The following is an 18,472-nucleotide window of genomic DNA, read 5'->3' on the forward strand; positions in this document are numbered from 1 at the left end:
TCTCACAGAAACATCACAGTATTAAGGAGTTAAGCTATGGCTGTAACTAAGCTGGTTCTGGTGCGACACGGCGAAAGCCAGTGGAACAACGAAAACCGCTTTACCGGTTGGTATGATGTTGACCTTTCTGAAAAAGGTCGTGGCGAAGCCAAATCAGCAGGTCAACTGCTGAAGAAAGAAGGCTTTGTTTTTGATTTTGCTTACACCTCAGTACTGAAACGTGCTATCCACACCCTGTGGAACGTGCTGGATGAGCTGGATCAGGCCTGGCTGCCGGTCGAAAAAACCTGGCGTCTGAACGAGCGTCACTACGGTGCGCTGCAGGGTCTGGATAAAGCAGAAACCGCCGCCAAGTATGGTGATGAGCAGGTTAAGCAGTGGCGTCGCGGCTTTGCCGTTACTCCACCAGAACTGGACCGTGCTGATGAGCGTTTCCCTGGTCACGATCCACGCTATGCGTCACTGACCCCTGAGCAGCTGCCGACCACTGAGAGCCTGGCGCTGACCATCGATCGCGTGATCCCTTACTGGAATGACACCATTCTGCCGCGCATCAAAAGCGGTGACAAAGTGATTATCGCCGCCCACGGTAACTCACTGCGTGCGCTGGTAAAATATCTGGATAACCTGAGCGAAGATGAGATCCTCGAACTGAACATCCCAACCGGCGTGCCGTTGGTGTATGAGTTCGATGAAAACTTCAAACCGCTGAAACGTTACTACCTGGGTGATGCCGACGAGATCGCAGCGAAAGCCGCGGCCGTCGCTAACCAGGGTAAAGCCAAATAATTCTGCGCTAAAACGCAAAAAGGCCAGACGTGAGTCTGGCCTTTTTTATGCGCGCTGCCTTCAGCCGCGACGCTGTTTTACCGCTGCCGCTAACTGGCGTAACACTTTATCGGTGTCATCCCAACCGATGCAGGCGTCAGTGACGCTCTGGCCGTAGACCAGCGGCTCACCGCTCTCAAGGCTCTGATTGCCTTCCACCAGATGACTCTCAATCATCACGCCGACAATTGCCCGCTCGCCGTTGATTATCTGCTGCGCCACATCGTCCGCCACCAGCATCTGCTTCTGGAACTGCTTGCTGCTGTTAGCGTGGCTGAAGTCGATCATCACCTGCTGCGGCAGACCGGCTTTCGCCAGACCGGTTTTGACCTCGCTGACGTGCTGCGCACTGTAGTTTGGCTCTTTGCCGCCGCGCAGAATGATGTGGCAATCGGCATTACCGCTGGTTTCGACAATCGCCGAATGGCCATATTTGGTCACCGACAGGAAGCAGTGCGGTGAACCGGCGGCGTTGATGGCGTCGATAGCCACCTTGATGGTGCCGTCAGTGCCATTTTTAAAGCCCACCGGACAGGAGAGGCCTGACGCCAGCTCACGGTGAACCTGTGACTCGGTGGTGCGGGCACCAATCGCCCCCCAGCTCATCAGATCGGCCACGTACTGTGGGGTGATCATATCCAGGAACTCGCCCGCCGCCGGTAAGCCGCTGTCGTTGATATCCAGCAGCAGTTTACGCGCCAGACGCAGTCCGTCGTTCAGCTGGAAGCTGCCGTCCATGTAGGGATCGTTGATCAGCCCTTTCCAGCCCACCGTGGTACGCGGCTTTTCAAAATAGACCCGCATCACGATTTCCAGCTCGCCTTTCAGTTCGTTGCGCAGCGTCAGCAGGCGAGCGGCGTACTCTTTTGCTGCTTCGGTGTCATGAATCGAGCACGGCCCGATCACCACCAGCAGACGATCGTCCTGTCCCTGTAAAATCTGATGAATCGCCTGACGCGCCTGAGAAACGGTTTCTGCCGCGCGATCGGTCGCCGGGAATTTTTCAAGCAGTGCTACCGGCGGTAACAGCTCTTTGATCTCTTTAATGCGTAAATCATCGTTCTGGTAATTCATACTGATTCCATATTATTTCTGGCCCAGCGCGCGCCGGGCACAACCCGACCAATGTAGCCCGAAGCGTCAGGGGTGTAAATTCCCGCTGCGGGTTAAATGTGCGGGTGATATTTGCATTAATCGGGTAAGCGTCTAGACTTTTTAATGGTAAGCACTGAGGAATGGACTGCTTACCCGATTAAATCACCCTGTTTAAGCCAACCGGCGAATTTTATTTCGTCAGGGATTCTTTTATCCAAACTGCACCTCTGGGCTTGAAGCAGCAACTTCATTAATTAACGGGAGCATAATGATGAAAAAGTTTGCCTTACTCTTTTTAACAGCAGCGATGACACTGAGCAGCGGCGCGGCAATGGCGGCGAGCGGCAACAACGGTACGGCTAACCAGGCTGCCGATGCGGGCGCAGCGGCGGGCGGTGCAAAAGAGAACCTGCCGCCAAATAAAGTGGATAACAGCAATATTAATAATACCGGCACCAACACCAATCCGGCCGCCGCGGGCAGTAACACCAGCAGCGGTAATATGTCTGCAAATGAAATTGACCAGAATAGTCAGTGTAAAGACGGCAAATGCCCGAACATTAATAAGAAAGTGCAGACTAAAGAAGGTGGCGGTGACGTTAATACCAAAACCGACGGCACGTCGCAGTAATTCCGTCCGATCAGGAGAGCGCCTGCTCTCCTGTCTTTTTCTCCCCTCCTCTCTTCTCTTCCGCTATGCTGAGCCGGTGAAATTAACAGGGAAACGTTCATGGCCGCATTGCTTCTGATTGATGATCATCCACTGGTCGAGGTCGCCCTTGAGGCTGCACTGACCCAATCGCCGATTCCGATTACGCTCTACCCGGCCAGCAGCGAAAAAGCGGCGCGCCCCTTTCTGTCCTTGCCGCTGGATATTATCGTGCTGGATATTGGCCTGCCGGATGGTGACGGGCTGGAAATTCTGCGTCGCCTGAAAATTCATCTGCCGGATTGTCCGGTGCTGATCTACTCGGCCCAGCAAACCCAGCACACCATGCGACGTGCGCAGGCGCTGGGTGCAGCAGGTTACGTAGTGAAAAGTCAGCGGATGGAGCAGTTACTCAGCGCCATTCTGGCGGTGCTGGGCGGCCATACCGCCTTTCCCGTCATTGAAGATGGCCCGGAGCTGCCGCTGACGCAAAAAGAGCGTCAGGTGCTGGCCTTGCTGGCCAGCGGCTTATCGAACCTGCAAATCGCCGAACAACTGCACATCAGCAACAAAACCGTCAGCACCCATAAAAAGAATATTCTGGAAAAAACCGGCGCCCGTTCGGTGGTGGAACTGGCCGACCTGTGGAAGGCGCAGCAGTGAGATACGCGTTGCTGATTTTGCTGCTGCTGTGGGGCGGAGCCCGGGCAGACGTTCGTCCGGTCAGCAGCGTTAACCTGCCAATGATGCTGCCGGTGAATCGCGCCGAAACCATGCAGGGCCGGATGCTGCGCGTCGGCCTGCTGGAAGAGAATAACGCGCCGTGGGCGATGCGCATCGGCAACGATCTGTACGGTATCAATGCCGATTATCTCTCGGCGCTGCGCCAGCTGACCGGTGCCCAGTTCAGCCTGACGCTGTATGCCGATCAGGCGCATCTGTTACAGGCGCTGAACGACGGCCAGATCGATTTTGCCCTCGGTATGCTGGCCGCCCCTTTGCCGGACGGCATCCTCAGCAGTGATAACTGGTTCAGCAGCCCGCTGCGCATCTACCGTAATCAGCAAAATCAGCGTGCGGTGATGTTTAACAGCCAGAATGCCCAACTGGCGATCAGTGACACAACGCTGGCACAGCTGCCGCCGGCGCTGGCGGCGCGTCATCACTGGCGGCGATACAGCAGCGATTTGCAGGCCCTTTACACCCTGCTTAATCAGCAGAACGATTATGTGGTGGCGGATGAGACCAGCGCCGGCTTTCTGTTGAGCCAGCTGCAGCAGGGTCAGATTTATCAGATCGCCTCGCGGATAGAAGCCGGACAGGTCAATCTGCGTGCGGTCAGCCGCGATCCGCAACTGATTGGCTGGATTAATCAGAGCCTGCGTCAGCTGCCTGCCGAACTGATGAATACTCTTCAGGCGCGCTGGAGCAGCATTCTGCCGCGCTATCAGGATACCCAGACCCTGATGCTCAGCCCGGATGAGCGGGCGTGGATTGCTGCCCATCCGCGCGTGCGTTACACCGCCGAGCCGGATAACTATCCGTGGAGCTATCGCGACAGCACCGGTACGGCGCGCGGCTATGGGGTGGAACTGCTGAAAGTGATTGCCCAGAGTACCGGGCTGCAATTTGAGCCGGTGTGGGTCAGCAATCCCCGCCAGGCCGCCACGCTGCTCGGTCAGCAGCAGGCGATGCTGCAGCTGATGCAACCGCTTAACGGTGATGCCATGCAGAGCACCTCGCTGCCGGTATGGCGCGCGCTGTGGGGCATCTACAGCATCCAGCCCGACACCCTGACGCACTGGCGCGATCTGCGCGGTAAACGCGTCGGAGTGTTGCAGGACGATCTGGCGCAGCGGCTGCTGCCTGACGATCTGCAGCCGCAACGCTTTACCGATCGCAACAGCCTGTACGATGCGCTGGCTAAAGGACAAATCGATGCGCTGGTCGATAATGTGCTGTCGGCCCGCTGGCGCATCGCCAGCCGCAACGACGTCCGTATCCATCTTGCCTTTGCCGCCAGCGACATCGCCTGGCCGATCGCGCTGGGCGTCACGTCCGACCAGCCGGTGCTGCGCGCGCTGCTGGATCGGGCACTACAGCAGATCCCGGCAGAAACCCAGAGCCAGATGCGGGACAGCTGGTCGACGCCACCGCAGCCGGGCAGCGTGATGGTGATGCGCTCCTTACCGATGATGGTGCTGGCGATTGCCGGGGCGGCGATCGCCTTGCTGTTGCTGTTACTGGCCCGCCGTTACTGGCAGCAGCGCCGTGAACGCCAGCAGCGTGAGCAGGCGGAGCGCGCCAATGCGATGAAAAGTCAGTTTCTGGCGACCGTCAGCCATGAGCTGCGCACCCCGATGCAGGCGATCCTCGGGCTGCTGGAACTGGAAAAGCAGCAGCACAGTAGCCAGAATCTGACGCTGCTGCACAGCAGCGCGCAGTCGTTGCTGACCCTGCTTAATGACCTGCAGGATCACGCGCGAATTGAGAGCAACAGCTTCACCCTGTCACCGCGTCCGCTGGCTCTGCCGCAGTGGCTCGAACAGCAGCAGCATTTTTACCATCCGTTAATGCGCGCTGACGGACCGCGGCTGCTGGTTGACGCACTGACGCCATTGCCTGAGGCGATCCTGATCGATGCCGATCGGTTGCAGCAGGTAGTGAATAATCTGATGACCAATGCGCTGAAGTTTACCCGCCACGGTGAGATCCGCCTGACCCTGGCGGCCCGGCAGCAGCTGGAGCTGACGGTCAGCGACAGCGGCAGCGGTATTCCAGCCGATGAGCAGCAGAAGCTGTTCGATCCCTGGTATCAGGCGCCGTCCGGTCGATCGGTTTCGGTGCAGGGCAGCGGTCTTGGGCTATTTATCTGCCGTGAAATGGTGCTGCGCATGGGAGGCGATATCCGGCTCAGCTCTCAGCCCGGCCACGGTACTCAGGTCACCGTCACACTGCCGCTGCAACCCTGCGAGCCGGTCAGCCACAGCAGCGAGTCCACCCTGCCCGGTTATCCTCAGCTGCGCGTGGCGATTGTGGATGATCATCCCACCAATCTGCTGGTGATGCAGCAGCAGCTGGCGCGCTTTGCTATCCAGGCTGACATCTTCGAACAGGGACGCGATCTGTTGCGGGCCGATGCGCAACAGCCGTATGACCTGTTATTTATCGATCAGATGATGCCGCGCCCTGACGGTACGCTGCTGCTGCGGCTGTTGCGCCGTCGTGACCGCCAGCGTGGCCGTCAGGCGATGCGGGTGCTCTGTTCAGCCGACGCCCAACTGCTGGCACAGCCGCTGGCGGCGGGCGAGCGGGTGCTGATCAAACCGGTGCAGTTATCCGACCTCAGTGCGCTGCTGGCCGAGTGGCAGGCCGATCCGCTGGCGGCGCTGGATGACAATCTGTTGCGGCTGGCGCAGCACAACGACAAGTTTCTCGGCCGCCTGAGCCAGACGCTGCGCGACACGGTGAGCCAGGATCTGGCGCGGCTCACCACGGCGCGCGAGCAGTCGGACCCGCACGGATTAGCGGAAGCCGCTCACCGGCTGAAAGGCAGCTGGTTACTGGTGGGACTGGAGAAAGGCGCGCAGCTCAGCCAGCAGCTGGCGGAACAGGCAAAACAGCATCAGGACACGTCTGAAACGTGGCGATTACTGATATTATTGACTAACAGGTTACTGAAAAAACTGGATTCTTATGGCACACACCCACACTCATAGCGGGCAGGATAGTAATCGCACCCGTCTGGCGGCCGCGTTTGGCGTCACCACCCTGTTTATGGTCGCCGAAGTGATTGGCGGCTGGTTGTCTGGCTCGCTGGCGCTGCTGGCCGACGCCGGTCATATGCTGACCGATGCCGCCGCGCTGCTGATGGCGCTGCTGGCAGTGCAGTTTGCTCGCCGCAAACCCAATGCCCGCCATACCTTTGGCCTGCTTCGCCTGACCACGCTGGCCGCGTTTGTCAATGCGCTGGCCCTGCTGGCGATTACCGCGTTGATCGTCTGGGAGGCGCTGCGTCGCTTTGCCGATCCGCAACCGGTGACCGGCGGACTGATGCTGGGTATCGCGATCGCGGGTCTGCTGGCCAATATCCTGTCGTTCTGGTTGCTGCATCACGGCAGCGGAGAGAAGAATCTGAACGTGCGCGCCGCGGCGCTGCATGTGATGGGCGATCTGCTGGGATCGGTGGGTGCTATCGTGGCGGCGGTGATTATTATGCTGACCGGCTGGACGCCGATTGACCCAATCCTGTCGCTGCTGGTATCGCTGTTGGTGCTGCGCAGCGCCTGGGCGTTGTTGCGCGAAAGCCTGCAGGAGTTACTGGAAGGTGCGCCGCGTTCGCTGGATGTCACCCGACTGATCCGCGATCTGACGCTCAATATTGCCGAAGTGCGTAACGTGCATCATGTACATCTGTGGCAGGTCGGCGAGAAACCGCTGCTGACGCTGCACGTGCAGGTGATCCCGCCTTACGATCATGACGCGCTGCTGCACCGTATTCATGATTATCTGCAGCAGCACTATCAGATTGCGCACGCCACCGTGCAGATGGAGTACCAGCCGTGTGCCGGTGCCGAGTGCGAACTCGGCATGAACAGTGGCTCAGCGGCCAGTCACGTCCATCATGACCACAGTCACGCGCCGGGTGAGCATCACGCTCACTAAGACGATAGCGCGCGGGAACCCTGTTGCCGCGCGCTGCGAATCCACATCCGCGAACCGTTCAGCGCAATCAGCGTCAGAATCACATATTCCAGCGACATCGCATACACGCCCTGACGCGCAAAAATCATTACGCTAACCACGTTGATGATTACCCACAGCAGCCAGTTCTCAACATATTTGCGCGTCATCAGGATCATCGCCGCAATCGACAGCACCATCATGCAGGAATCCCAGAACGGGAACGCATCCGGTTGCAGCGCTGGCATCGCCACCGCCAGTCCGAGACCGTTCATCAGCGTTACCGCCGCCCGCGTCAGCAGCGCAAACACCGGATCGATATAGCGCGTCATCAGCGCAATCGCGATGATGCAGCCGGCTGCCCAGGCCAGTGCTTTGGGTAACGGCAGCCAGCGAATCTTCAGCGCCGCCTGATGGTCATCCGTCTGCCGACTCCAGGCGTACCAGCCATAGAGATTGGCGACGAAAAAGAACAGCTGCAACAGCAGGCTGGCATAAAGCTGGATTTGAAAGAAGATCACCGCAAACAGCGTGACGTTAATCAGGCCAAACGGATAATTGACGATCTTTTCAAGGCTGGCGAGCCAGATACAGAGCAAACCCGCCAGGGTGCCAATCGCTTCAATCCACGAGAGGTCGTAACCGCCCGCACCGAGCGGAATATGCACCAGAATATTGTGCGTGCTGAAGAAATCCATGGCTGGCACCTGTCAAAGAAACGCCTCAGGCGTTTCCTTTCACGTTGAGTTTAAGATCTGCTGCAAAGGATAGCATGCGATTAAGCGGCAGCAATGCGGCCTCTCGCAGGTCATCGGCAACCTGAACCTGATGATCTGCCCCACCCGACTCCAGCGCCTCTGCAATCGCCCTGAGGCCGTTCATCGCCATCCACGGGCAATGTGCGCAGCTGCGACAGGTTGCTCCTTCTCCGGCGGTCGGCGCTTCCAGCAGCTCTTTTTCCGGAACCGCCTGCTGCATTTTATAAAAGATGCCGCGATCGGTCGCGACGATCATTTGCGGATGCGGCAGCGATTTCGCCGCCTGAATCAGCTGGCTGGTAGACCCCACCGCGTCGGCCAGATCGACAATCGCCTGCGGCGACTCGGGATGCACCAGCACCGCCGCCTCAGGATAGAGCGCTTTCATCCGCTGCAACGCCTGGGTTTTAAACTCGTCATGTACGATGCAGGCACCCTGCCAGCACAGCACATCCGCGCCCGATTTTTGCGTCACGTAGCGGCCAAGATGGCGATCCGGTGCCCAGATGATTTTCTGGCCGAGGCTGTCGAGATGTTCAATCAGTTCAACCGCGATGCTGGAGGTCACCACCCAGTCGGCGCGCGCTTTCACCGCCGCAGAAGTATTGGCGTAGACCACCACGGTACGATCGGGATGGGCATCGCAGAAGGCGTTGAACTCCTCAATCGGGCAGCCCAGATCGAGGGAACATTCGGCCTGCAGCGTCGGCATCAGCACGGTTTTCTCCGGGCTGAGGATTTTGGCGGTTTCTCCCATGAAGCGTACGCCTGCCACCAGCAGGGTCGTCGCCGGATGGTTACTGCCGAAGCGCGCCATCTCCAGCGAGTCGGAGACACAGCCGCCGGTCTCTTCCGCCAGCGCCTGAATTTCCGGGTCGGTGTAGTAGTGCGCCACCATCACGGCATTGCGTGCTTTCAGTAACGCTTTGATTTTCTCACGATAAGCCGCCTTTTCATCATCAGTCAGTCGGGCAGGCTTGGGCGGGAAAGGGTAAACGGCGCTCTCGGGATCGAACATCACACTCATGACACAGCTCTCGTTTTATCTAATTAACGAAAATGGCCTGTTAAGGCGACATATGGCGTTGTTCCCGCCATCGTGTTTTATATGCTAAACACGATAGCGGAAATGTGTCGGTGTGTCGTGGAGTTTTTGTCTGCAACCGCACGCTATTGCGCTTCAGCCCGGCTGCTTTTCCTCTGCCAGCGTCAGCGCGGCCTGAGGTGCTTCCAGCGCCAGCAAAAAGGCTTTAATCTCCAGCCCTCCCGCGAAGCCGGTCAGTTTACCGTTGGCACCGATTACCCGATGGCACGGTGCGATAATCGAAAGCGGATTACGGCCATTGGCAGCCCCAACTGCACGCACCGCCAGCGGATGACCGATCTCGCGAGCAATCTGGCTGTAGCTGCGGGTTTCGCCAAACGGAATCGTCACCAGCGCCTGCCAGACTTTTTTCTGAAAATCGGTACCGACAAAGTCGAGCGGCAATTCGAAAAAGCGCCGTTCGCCGGCAAAATATTCCATCAACTGTCTGGCCGTTTCCTGTAACACCGGGTGTTCATCGTGACGGGTTTGCGGCAAAAACCGGGTACGTTTCGGATCGTCGTTTTCCCACAAAATACCGACCAGACCGCGATCGCTGGCGACCAGCTTGAGTTCACCGACAACGGTGACGATAGGTTTGAAGTAATACATGCTGATTCTCCGCTCACATATTAAGCAGCGATTATCGCACTTTTTATCGGCCGCGCTGGCTGTTTTCGGTCATGGCGATAAACTGTTGTGCTGTCCGAAAACAGCCAGTCTGCAGGTTCATTCCGGCGTAGGCTGCGCATTATTTGCCGGAGAAACGCCATGCTCGATCCCGAAATTGCCTACCAGGCGCTGACCTCACGTGATACCCGTTTTGATGGGGTGTTCTTCGTCGGCGTGACCTCAACCGGTATCTATTGCCGCCCGATCTGCCCGGTGAAAGCGCCGATGCAGAAAAACTGTCTGTTCTTCGGCAGCGCCGAAGCCGCTGAAAAAGCCCGATTCCGGCCCTGCCTGCGCTGCCGCCCGGAGCTGGCACCCGGAAATGCGCCGGTTGATCATGCCCATCGCATCGCCGATCGGCTGGTGCAGCGCATTGAGGAAGGTGTGCTGGAGCAGCATGAAGGGCTGGATGAGATTGCGGCAGAGTTCGGTATCAGCGCACGTCAGCTGCGGCGGATTGTGCAGCAGGAGCTGGGCGTCTCGCCGCTCGAGCTGAAGCAGACGCGTCGGATGTTGCTGGCAAAGCAGCTGCTGACCGAGACCCGGCTGCCGATTATTGACGTGGCCTATGCCAGCGGCTTTGGCAGTCTGCGGCGCTTTAATGATGTATTCCAGGCCCGTTACCGCATGACGCCCGGTGCCTTGCGTAAGGAGACGCTGCCGGCGGCGCAGCTGCAGCCTGGCGATACCATGCGGCTGCGGCTCAGTTATCGTCCCCCTTATGACTGGCAGGCGATGCTCAGCTTTTTGCAGCTCCGCCTGATGAAAGAGATTGAGGCGGTTGAAGATGGCTGCTACCGGCGCACCGTGGCGCTGGGCGACTACCGCGGCTGGGTCAGCGTGTCGCATCTGCCGGCAAAACAGGCGTTGCAGGTTGAGTTCACCAGCAGCTTAACGCCGGTGTTGCCGGCCCTGCTGCGTCGGCTGCGCGATCTGTTCGATCTCAATGCGCAGCCACAGCGAATTGCGGCGCATCTGCAGCAGGACCCGCTGCTGGCGCAGAGTCTGGCTGATTATCCCGGCCTGCGGGTACCCGGTGCCTTTGACGGGTTTGAGATGGGCGTGCGGGCGATACTCGGTCAGCAGATTACGGTGAAAGCCGCGACCACGCTGAGCAGCCGTTTTGCCCAGGCGTTTGGTGAAGCCTGCGTGACACCGTTCGCCGATCTGTCACGCTACTCAGCCCGCCCGGCGACGATCGCGCAGACCTCACTGGATGAGATTGCCCGCCTCGGGATAGTCAGCGCCCGCGCCAGGGCGATTAAGGCCTTTGCCAGCGCCTGTGCTGCGGGTGAGCTACGGTTCAATGCCACCCTGTCGCCTGAGGCGATGATGGCGCGGCTGATGAGCTTACCGGGCATCGGACCATGGACCGCTCACTATATTGCGATGCGCGCCCTGCGCTGGCCGGATGCCTTTCCTAAAGAAGACATTGCGGTACGCAATAATCTGGGTGGCCTGACGGCCGCCGAAGCGGAGGCGCGATCGCAGTCGTGGCGGCCGTGGCGCAGCTACGCGGTAATGCATATCTGGAAGAGTCTGTCGGTGGCGAAAGCGCAGAAAAAACCGTGACGGACAGGATGGGGGATAAATCTGCTCGCAACCAATTAGTTCAACGCGCAGGGAATACGGTCAGAAGAGGATGGCGCGGGCAGTCCGGATAAAAACGCGAAGCGTTGGCCCGGCAACGCACGCCCGCCCTGCGGCTGATGCTGCGGCAGGTTCTCATCCGGCAGGTTTAACTCTGTGCCGCAGAAACGAAAAAAGCGCCTTGAAGGCGCTTTCTTCTTAATCGGTGGGTCGTGCAGGATAAGCCGTGCCCATCCGGGGCCACGCCCTGCGGGCGATGCTGGCGCATCAGCCTGAATCGCTCCCGGCGATTCAGTCGATGCTGCGGCAGGTTCTCATCCGGCAGGTTTAACTCTGTGCCGCAGAAACGAAAAAAGCGCCTTAAAGGCGCTTTCTTCTTAATTGGTGGGTCGTGCAGGATTCGAACCTGCGACCAATTGATTAAAAGTCAACTGCTCTACCAACTGAGCTAACGACCCGCTGGGGGCTTACAACCCTTCACTGCGCCAGGCGCCCGAAGTAAGATGGTGGGTCGTGCAGGATTCGAACCTGCGACCAATTGATTAAAAGTCAACTGCTCTACCAACTGAGCTAACGACCCATCTTAGGTTGTGAAGCAATGCTGAAGCGGTATCCTGAAAGGGCACGCAAACAAAACGCGCGTCTGACCGGAGATGGTGGGTCGTGCAGGATTCGAACCTGCGACCAATTGATTAAAAGTCAACTGCTCTACCAACTGAGCTAACGACCCATCTTCAGGCTTGCCAGACACGTTTGCAATGTGTCCCGGCAACGGCGGCATATATTACTGATTTACTGAGGTAGCGCAACCCTTATTTCTGCTAAAAGCTTCAATTGCTTACCTTTCATACGGCAAGACCAGAAATCACACGATATCCGGTCTGAACCGTACAGATTACATACTTGCCAGACGTTTTTGCGCCTGTTTGGCAGAATCGGTATTGGGATAAAGTTTAATCACCTGCTGGTAAACCGCTTTGGCTTTCGCCGTGTCGTTTTTCTCCTGCATGATGACGCCCACTTTCAATAACGCCTCTGCGGCTTTCGGCGACTTCGGATAGTTTTTCACCACCGTGGCATAATAATAGGCCGCGTCGTCCTTTTTGCCTTTGTTGTAATTCAGCTGTCCCAGCCAGTAATTGGCGTTCGGCTGATAGGTCGAATCAGGGTAACGTTTTACCCATGCCTGAAGCGCACTGATCGCCTGGTCGTACTGTTTCTTCTCCAGAATCAGCGCAACAGCCGCATTGTAGTCGCTGTTCGCATCGCCGGTCTGGGCCGGTGCGCTGCCCGTCGCTGCCGCCGCACCCGCGCCTGCTGCTGCGCCTGCATCGGCTGAAGCATCGCCGCTGGCCGCCTGCTGACCGCCGCTGTTGCTGCTGCTCAGGCTGTCAATCTGCTGGTAGAGCTGCTTCTGACGCTCAACCACCTGATTCAGCTGATACGAGTTTTGCTGGATTTGCCCACGCAGCGAGTCGATATCACGTTGGTTATCGCTCATCTGCTGTTGCAGTTGTTGCAGCAGCTGTGCCTGGGCATTAGAGATTCGTTCAAGAGTGGTGACACGGTCTTCGACCGAGCCGGAGCCAACGCTACTGATTGACGCTTGGGCATTAGCGGCCCAGGGGGCCGCTACGCCAATCAGTAACGACAGACTCAACAGGTGATGTCTGAAGTTACTAACCATGTGATTCTCTTAGTAGACCAGTACGGCACGACGGTTTTTAGAATACGCTGCTTCGTCATGACCCAGAACGGCTGGCTTCTCTTTACCGTAAGAAACGATAGACATCTGATCGGCCGAAACACCTTTGCCTTGCAGATACATTTTAACCGCGCTGGCGCGACGTTCGCCCAGGGCGATGTTGTATTCCGGCGTACCGCGCTCATCCGCGTGACCTTCGATAGTCACTTTGTAAGATGGGTTGCTACGCAGGAAAGCAGCATGCTGATCCAGCATCTGAGCGTAATCAGACTGAACGTCATATTTGTCCAGACCGAAGTAGACGATGTTGTTCTGCTGCAGCTGTTGCATCTGCAGACGCGCCTGCTCGTCAGAAGACATGTTGCCGCCGTTGCCGTTCATGCCAGAATTTGCACCGTAAGCGCCATCAGCACCCATGCCAGTCTGGTCATTGTTGTTGTTTTTGTGTGAGCTACAAGCCGCTACTGCCAGAACCGGCAGAGCCAGCATCAAACCCTTCAGCACTTTGTTCAGTTGCATTTCAAAAATCCCATTATTGTTTATTGTTTGTGATGTCTGTTAAGTCAGACATTACAGATACGGCGACCAGGCAGGAAATTTTACCTGTCCATCAGTTGCCGGAAGACGCGCTTTGAAACGGCCGTCGGTTGAAACCAGCTGCAGCACGGAACCCATCCCCTGAGTAGAGCTATAGATTACCATTGTGCCGTTCGGTGCCAGGCTCGGCGTTTCATCCAGGAACGTGTCCGTTAACGTTTGAACGGCTCCCGTTTCCAGATCCTGTTTGGCGACGTGTTGCGCACCGCCACTGGTGCTAATCATCACCATTGATTTTCCATCGGTGGCAACGTCCGCATCCTGGTTCTGACCGCCTTCCCAGGTAATGCGTTGTGGCGCGCCGCCGTTGATACCTACTTTATAAATCTGAGGCGCACCGGCCTGATCCGAGGTGTAAGCCAGCGTCTGGCTGTCCGGGAACCAGGTCGGTTCAGTGCTGTTATAGCGGCCATCGGTGACCTGACGGGTCTGACCTGACGCCAGATCCATCACGTAGAGGTTAAGGCTGCCGGTTTTAGACAGGGCAAAAGCCAGCTTCGAACCATCCGGCGAGAAGGCCGGAGCACCGTTGTGACGTGGATAAGAAGCAACCTGACGGATAGCACCGTTAGACAGCGTCTGTACCACCAGCGCTGACTTGCCGCTTTCAAAGGTGACGTAGGCCACTTTGCTGCCGTCTGGCGACCAGGCCGGTGACATCAGCGGCTGCGGTGAACGGTGAACCACAAACTGGTTGTAGCCATCGTAATCCGCGACGCGCAGTTCATACGGGAACTGACCGCCGTTGGTCTGCACCACATAGGCGATGCGGGTGCGGAACGCCCCTTTAATGCCGGTCAGTTTCTCAAAGGTTTCATCACTGGCGGTGTGCGCAGCATAGCGCAGCCACTGTTTAGTCACCTTATAGGAGTTCTGTGCCAGTACTGTGCCTGGCGCAGCGCCGGTATCGACTAACTGGTAAGAAACCTGGTAACTGCCGTCCGGGTTGGACTGCACCTGACCCACCACCACGGCATCAATGCCGAGCGCGCTCCAGGCAGCAGGCTGTACTTCCTGCGCGCTGGTTGGCTGCTGTGGCAGACGTGAGCGATCCAGCGGGTTGAATTTACCGCTGTTGCGCAGGTCAGCCGCCACGATGCCGCCGATATCTTCTGGCGCAGCGCCAGCACCGGCCCATTTAAACGGCACCACGCCAATCGGACGTGCAGTATTCACGCCCTGGGTGATCTCAATTCGAACTTCTGCATGCAGCACGGCTGCCCACAGCAGGATAAAAAAGCCTAACGTAACGCGAAGAGCTTGCTTCATTTTATCTCCCTTATCTGAACCTCAGTCCACGATAATTGGCACTGTTCCTGGAAACCACGAGTACGACTTAAATACGGCAAGCTAACCTTAGATCAACTTGCCGTCAGTTACTGCATTATTGCGGTCTGAAACGCATTGGTGCGTTTTTAAACACTTCATACACAGCCTGTGAAGGCGGCTTCGGAATACGTGCCTGTTTGGCAGCGGCGATCGCTGCCTGACAGAGTGCGGGGTCGCCGCCTTCTGACTTAACATCAATCAACAATCCGTCAGGCGCAAGTTTAATCCGTAAATCACAACTTTTTCCGCGATACAGATCCGCATCATAGAATCGGCTTTGAATCGCACTGGTAATCTGACCAAGATAGGAGTTGATCTCCGCACCGGACGCACCGGCTTTCTTCTGATTACCCTGCCCTGCCGCGCCACCCGAGGTGCCGCTTTTCGGCGCATTTTTGCCGGAAGCCAGTCCGCCTAACAGGTCATCAACATCGCTGTCATTGGCTGCATCAGCGGCGGCTTTGGCCTTTGCATCGGCTTTAGCTTTCGCGGCGGCGTCGGCTTTCGCTTTGGCTGCCGCATCGGCTTTGGCTTTCGCAGCGGCTTCAGCTTTCTCTTTGGCCGCTTCTGCTTTGGCTTTGGCGGCGGCTTCAGCCTTCTCTTTGGCGGCTTCTGCTTTGGCTTTGGCTGCTTCTGCCGCTTTCTCTTTGGCTTCTTCAGCTGCTTTAGCTTTCGCATCGGCCGCGGCTTTGGCTTCTGCTGCGGCTTTCGCCTCGGCGTCAGATTTCGCTTTGGCTTCGGCTACGGCTTTCTCTTTTGCTGCCGCGGCCGCCGCAGCTTTGGCCTGCTGATCGGCCTGTTTCTTCGCCTCAGCGGCCGCCTGCTTCGCCTGTTCGGCGGCGGCTTTGGCCTGCGCATCGGCTTCGGCTTTGGCATCTGCTTTCGCTTTAGCGGCGGCAGCTTCGGCAGTTTTTTGCTGCTCCTGCGCTTGCTTAGCGGCCTCTTCTGCCGCTTTCTGCTGCTCAGCTTGCTGCTTCACCTGCTGTTTAGCGGTTTCCTGCGCTTCGAGACGCTCTTTCTCCAGCGCTTTCAGTCGCTGTTGTTCGGCCGCCTGTTTTTGTTGCAGCTCTTCAGCCTGCTGTTGCGCCTGCTTTTTACGCTGCTGCTCGGCGCGCTGGCTGTCGCTCTGCTGGTTCTGCTGACGGTTGTATTGACTCACTACCGCACCGGGATCGACCATCACAGCATCTATATCGCTGCCGCCGCCGCCGGCACTGCTGGCATCAATGTGCTCATTAAACGAGCTCCATATCAGCAGCGCGATCAGCACAATGTGCAGAATCACCGAAATGATTATCGCGCGCTTTAACTTCTCGTTTTGCTCGGTTGCCTTCGACACACTCGGTTCCCAAAAAACGGTTCGATTTTAAATCGGCTGCGTCATCAAACCGACAGATTTAACACCCGCCTGGTGCAGCAGGTTGAGCGCTTTAATAATTTCGTCGTAAGGCACTTCTTTCGCGCCTCCGATCAAAAAGACGGTCTTTGGATTGGCTTCCAGTCGACGCTGCGCTTCGCTGATCACCTGCTCAGGAGGCAGCTGATCCATACGATCGTGATCCACCACCAGACTGTACTGACCCACGCCCGCCACTTCGACAATCACCGGCGGGTTATCGTCACTGGCGACGGTTTTTGAATCGGTCGCATCAGGCAGGTCCACTTCCACACTCTGGGTAATAATGGGTGCCGTCGCCATGAAGATCAGCAACAGCACCAACAGGACGTCCAGTAGCGGAACGATGTTGATTTCCGACTTCAGGTCGCGGCGTTTGCGACCACGTACTCTGGCCATCATTAACCTCTATTTACTTAGCGCTATCGCTGGAGAAAGCCTGGCGATGCAGAATGGCGGTGAACTCTTCCATGAAGTTGTCGTAGCCCTGCTCCAGTTTATTCACGCGCTGGTTCAGACGGTTGTACGCCATAACCGCCGGGATCGCTGCAAACAGGCCGATTGCCGTGGCAATCAACGCTTCCGCAATACCCGGTGCAACCATCTGCAGGGTCGCCTGCTTCACCGCGCCCAGCGCGATAAAGGCGTGCATAATCCCCCAGACGGTACCGAACAGACCGATATATGGACTGATGGAGCCGACGGTGCCGAGGAAAGGAATGTGGTTTTCCAGCGCCTCCAGTTCACGGTTCATCGAGATACGCATCGCCCGGCTCGCGCCCTCGATCACCGCTTCTGGTGCGTGGTTATTGGCCCGGTGCAGACGGGCAAACTCTTTGAAACCCGAGTAGAAAATCTGCTCCGATCCAGCGAGTTCGTCACGACGACCCTGGCTTTCCTGATAGAGACGGGAGAGTTCGATACCGGACCAGAATTTGTCTTCAAACGCCTCCGCTTCGCGCCCCGCCGCGTTAAGGATACGCGTACGCTGAATAATGATCGCCCAGGAGGCAATCGAAAAGCCGATCAAAATCAACATGATAAGTTTGACCAGAAGGCTCGCCTTCAGGAACAAATCAAGAATGTTCATGTCAGTCACTGCTTGAACTCCGCGACAATAGACTTGGGAAGCGCAATCGGCTTCATCAGATGTGGGTTAATGCAGGCAATCAGGACTTCTGCCTCATTGAGCACTTTGCCTTCAGCATTCACGATACGCTGGGTAAACGTCATGGTAGCCCGGGTCATTGATGTCACTTCACTCTGGATCTCCAGAAGGTCATCAAGACGCGCCGCCGCCAGATAGTCCACCGTCATACGCCGCACCACAAAAGCGACCTGCTGTTCTAACAGCGTCTGCTGATTGAAATGGTGCTGACGCAACATTTCGGTACGTGCTCGTTCATAAAAAGCGATATAGCTGGCGTGATAAACCACGCCACCGGCATCAGTGTCTTCGTAGTAGACCCGAACCGGCCAGCGAAACAGCGTTGTACTCACTCTACATCCCGGCCTCGTTTTAAACGTTGCTACTATACGCAAGACAAATCGGGTTTGGAATGGGTCGCCAGAGCCAGGCGAAAATAATTATCGCTCCGTAACAAACGGAACGATTTCAGGGAGATTTCTTGACCGGACGCTGACAAAAACTCACTCACAGCGTCGATATGGCGGGAGGTTAAGCGTAAAAGCGGTAAAGCGCGATAAACAGCACCCCCATTGCCGGTAAGGGCGAAAACAGCGCCTGCCATCGGGTTTGCTGTGGCCGGAAACCCACGCCGTGGATCACCGCACTACAGATGGCCCAGATGAGCAGCAGCGCCTGCAGAGCCGGCAGTCTGCCGGTGTGATCGGCAAAGCGCGTCGGGTCCCACAGCACGCCGCCGGCCGTGACCAGCGCCAGCAGCAGTGAAAGGGCCCGTAACGGGCCCTTGTCCATCAGACGATACAGCATCTGAATCGGTGTGCGCATCAGTGCGACTCATCCTGCGCATCGATATGCTCAATCGCCAGCGCGGTAACGATACCAAAGGCACAGGCCAGCAAGGTGCCAAGAATCCAGGCAAAATACCACATGCGTCGTCTC

At 57.3% G+C, this 18,472-nt stretch carries 19 protein-coding genes and 3 tRNA genes; 6 read left to right on the forward strand and 16 right to left on the reverse strand.

The features are described 5' to 3' along the window. Positions 1–36: 36 nt before the first annotated feature. A complete protein-coding gene (gene gpmA, locus AABB92_RS08915) occupies positions 37–789 on the forward strand; it encodes a 2,3-diphosphoglycerate-dependent phosphoglycerate mutase (protein ID WP_031376834.1) in 753 nt (250 codons plus the stop codon). Between the two features lie 60 nt (positions 790–849). On the opposite strand, the gene aroG is transcribed toward gpmA, so the two are convergent. Continuing rightward, positions 850–1,902, reverse strand: coding sequence for a 3-deoxy-7-phosphoheptulonate synthase AroG (gene aroG, locus AABB92_RS08920; RefSeq protein WP_031376833.1), 1,053 nt, complete (start codon positions 1,900–1,902; stop codon positions 850–852). 289 nt (positions 1,903–2,191) lie between these two features. Here aroG and AABB92_RS08925 point away from each other — a divergent pair, with 289 nt between their 5' ends. The 4 genes from AABB92_RS08925 (at position 2,192) to zitB (ending at position 7,237) form a co-directional block, all read left to right on the forward strand. Beyond that, a complete protein-coding gene (locus AABB92_RS08925; RefSeq protein WP_031376832.1) occupies positions 2,192–2,554 on the forward strand; it encodes a YbgS-like family protein in 363 nt (120 codons plus the stop codon). A gap of 99 nt (positions 2,555–2,653) precedes the next feature. Beyond that, positions 2,654–3,235, forward strand: a complete 582-nt coding sequence (locus AABB92_RS08930) for a response regulator transcription factor (protein WP_031376831.1) — start codon at positions 2,654–2,656, stop codon at positions 3,233–3,235. Next, positions 3,217–6,291, forward strand: coding sequence for a hybrid sensor histidine kinase/response regulator (locus AABB92_RS08935; protein WP_031376830.1), 3,075 nt, complete (start codon positions 3,217–3,219; stop codon positions 6,289–6,291). The genes AABB92_RS08930 and AABB92_RS08935 overlap by 19 nt, the downstream gene beginning before the upstream one ends. Further along, a complete protein-coding gene (zitB, locus tag AABB92_RS08940; RefSeq protein ID WP_031376829.1) occupies positions 6,269–7,237 on the forward strand; it encodes a CDF family zinc transporter ZitB in 969 nt (322 codons plus the stop codon). Before AABB92_RS08935 ends, zitB begins: the two co-directional genes overlap by 23 nt. Here the strand turns inward: zitB and pnuC are convergent. The 3 genes from pnuC to AABB92_RS08955 form a co-directional block, all read right to left on the reverse strand. Beyond that, positions 7,234–7,953: a nicotinamide riboside transporter PnuC gene (gene pnuC / locus AABB92_RS08945; RefSeq protein ID WP_031376828.1), complete on the reverse strand. Its 720-nt coding sequence runs from the start codon at positions 7,951–7,953 to the stop codon at positions 7,234–7,236. The two genes, zitB and pnuC, sit on opposite strands and share 4 nt — an antisense overlap. A gap of 25 nt (positions 7,954–7,978) precedes the next feature. Continuing rightward, positions 7,979–9,040 (reverse strand): quinolinate synthase NadA, encoded by a 1,062-nt coding sequence (nadA, locus tag AABB92_RS08950; protein WP_031376827.1) that lies wholly within the window; start codon positions 9,038–9,040, stop codon positions 7,979–7,981. Positions 9,041–9,193: 153 nt separating this feature from the next. Beyond that, on the reverse strand, positions 9,194–9,709 hold the full coding sequence (locus AABB92_RS08955) for a methylated-DNA--[protein]-cysteine S-methyltransferase (RefSeq protein ID WP_031376826.1): 516 nt from the start codon (positions 9,707–9,709) through the stop codon (positions 9,194–9,196). A 159-nt stretch (positions 9,710–9,868) separates the two neighbouring features. Between AABB92_RS08955 and AABB92_RS08960 the strand changes: the two genes are divergently transcribed. Continuing rightward, positions 9,869–11,341: an AlkA N-terminal domain-containing protein gene (locus tag AABB92_RS08960; protein WP_031376825.1), complete on the forward strand. Its 1,473-nt coding sequence runs from the start codon at positions 9,869–9,871 to the stop codon at positions 11,339–11,341. Between the two features lie 400 nt (positions 11,342–11,741). Here the strand turns inward: AABB92_RS08960 and AABB92_RS08965 are convergent. From AABB92_RS08965 to cydX, 12 genes are all read right to left on the reverse strand, one after another. Further along, a tRNA-Lys gene (locus tag AABB92_RS08965) sits at positions 11,742–11,817 on the reverse strand. A 46-nt stretch (positions 11,818–11,863) separates the two neighbouring features. Further along, positions 11,864–11,939: transfer RNA gene (locus AABB92_RS08970), tRNA-Lys, on the reverse strand. Positions 11,940–12,013: 74 nt separating this feature from the next. Further along, positions 12,014–12,089: transfer RNA gene (locus tag AABB92_RS08975), tRNA-Lys, on the reverse strand. A 165-nt stretch (positions 12,090–12,254) separates the two neighbouring features. Continuing rightward, positions 12,255–13,046: a cell division protein CpoB gene (cpoB, locus tag AABB92_RS08980; protein WP_046288452.1), complete on the reverse strand. Its 792-nt coding sequence runs from the start codon at positions 13,044–13,046 to the stop codon at positions 12,255–12,257. Between the two features lie 9 nt (positions 13,047–13,055). Further along, positions 13,056–13,583 (reverse strand): peptidoglycan-associated lipoprotein Pal, encoded by a 528-nt coding sequence (pal, locus tag AABB92_RS08985; protein ID WP_031374834.1) that lies wholly within the window; start codon positions 13,581–13,583, stop codon positions 13,056–13,058. A 51-nt stretch (positions 13,584–13,634) separates the two neighbouring features. Continuing rightward, a complete protein-coding gene (gene tolB / locus AABB92_RS08990; protein ID WP_031374833.1) occupies positions 13,635–14,930 on the reverse strand; it encodes a Tol-Pal system beta propeller repeat protein TolB in 1,296 nt (431 codons plus the stop codon). A gap of 115 nt (positions 14,931–15,045) precedes the next feature. Beyond that, the gene (gene tolA / locus AABB92_RS08995; protein WP_031374832.1) at positions 15,046–16,329 is read right to left on the reverse strand and encodes a cell envelope integrity protein TolA; all 1,284 of its coding nucleotides are present in this window, start codon (positions 16,327–16,329) and stop codon (positions 15,046–15,048) included. Between the two features lie 27 nt (positions 16,330–16,356). Next, positions 16,357–16,785 (reverse strand): colicin uptake protein TolR, encoded by a 429-nt coding sequence (tolR, locus tag AABB92_RS09000; RefSeq protein ID WP_010260764.1) that lies wholly within the window; start codon positions 16,783–16,785, stop codon positions 16,357–16,359. A 13-nt stretch (positions 16,786–16,798) separates the two neighbouring features. Beyond that, entirely contained in the window at positions 16,799–17,485 is a 687-nt protein-coding gene (gene tolQ, locus AABB92_RS09005; RefSeq protein WP_031374831.1) for a Tol-Pal system protein TolQ, read from the reverse strand. Next, complete coding sequence (gene ybgC / locus AABB92_RS09010; protein WP_031374830.1) at positions 17,482–17,886, reverse strand: tol-pal system-associated acyl-CoA thioesterase; 405 nt, start codon at positions 17,884–17,886, stop codon at positions 17,482–17,484. Before ybgC ends, tolQ begins: the two co-directional genes overlap by 4 nt. 178 nt (positions 17,887–18,064) lie before the next feature. Beyond that, a complete protein-coding gene (gene ybgE, locus AABB92_RS09015) occupies positions 18,065–18,358 on the reverse strand; it encodes a cyd operon protein YbgE (RefSeq protein ID WP_031374829.1) in 294 nt (97 codons plus the stop codon). Further along, positions 18,358–18,462 (reverse strand): cytochrome bd-I oxidase subunit CydX, encoded by a 105-nt coding sequence (cydX, locus tag AABB92_RS09020; RefSeq protein ID WP_069728038.1) that lies wholly within the window; start codon positions 18,460–18,462, stop codon positions 18,358–18,360. Before cydX ends, ybgE begins: the two co-directional genes overlap by 1 nt. Positions 18,463–18,472: the final 10 nt, after the last annotated feature.

It is taken from the genome of Pantoea brenneri (assembly GCF_038594305.1).
GTDB lineage: Bacteria > Pseudomonadota > Gammaproteobacteria > Enterobacterales > Enterobacteriaceae > Pantoea > Pantoea brenneri.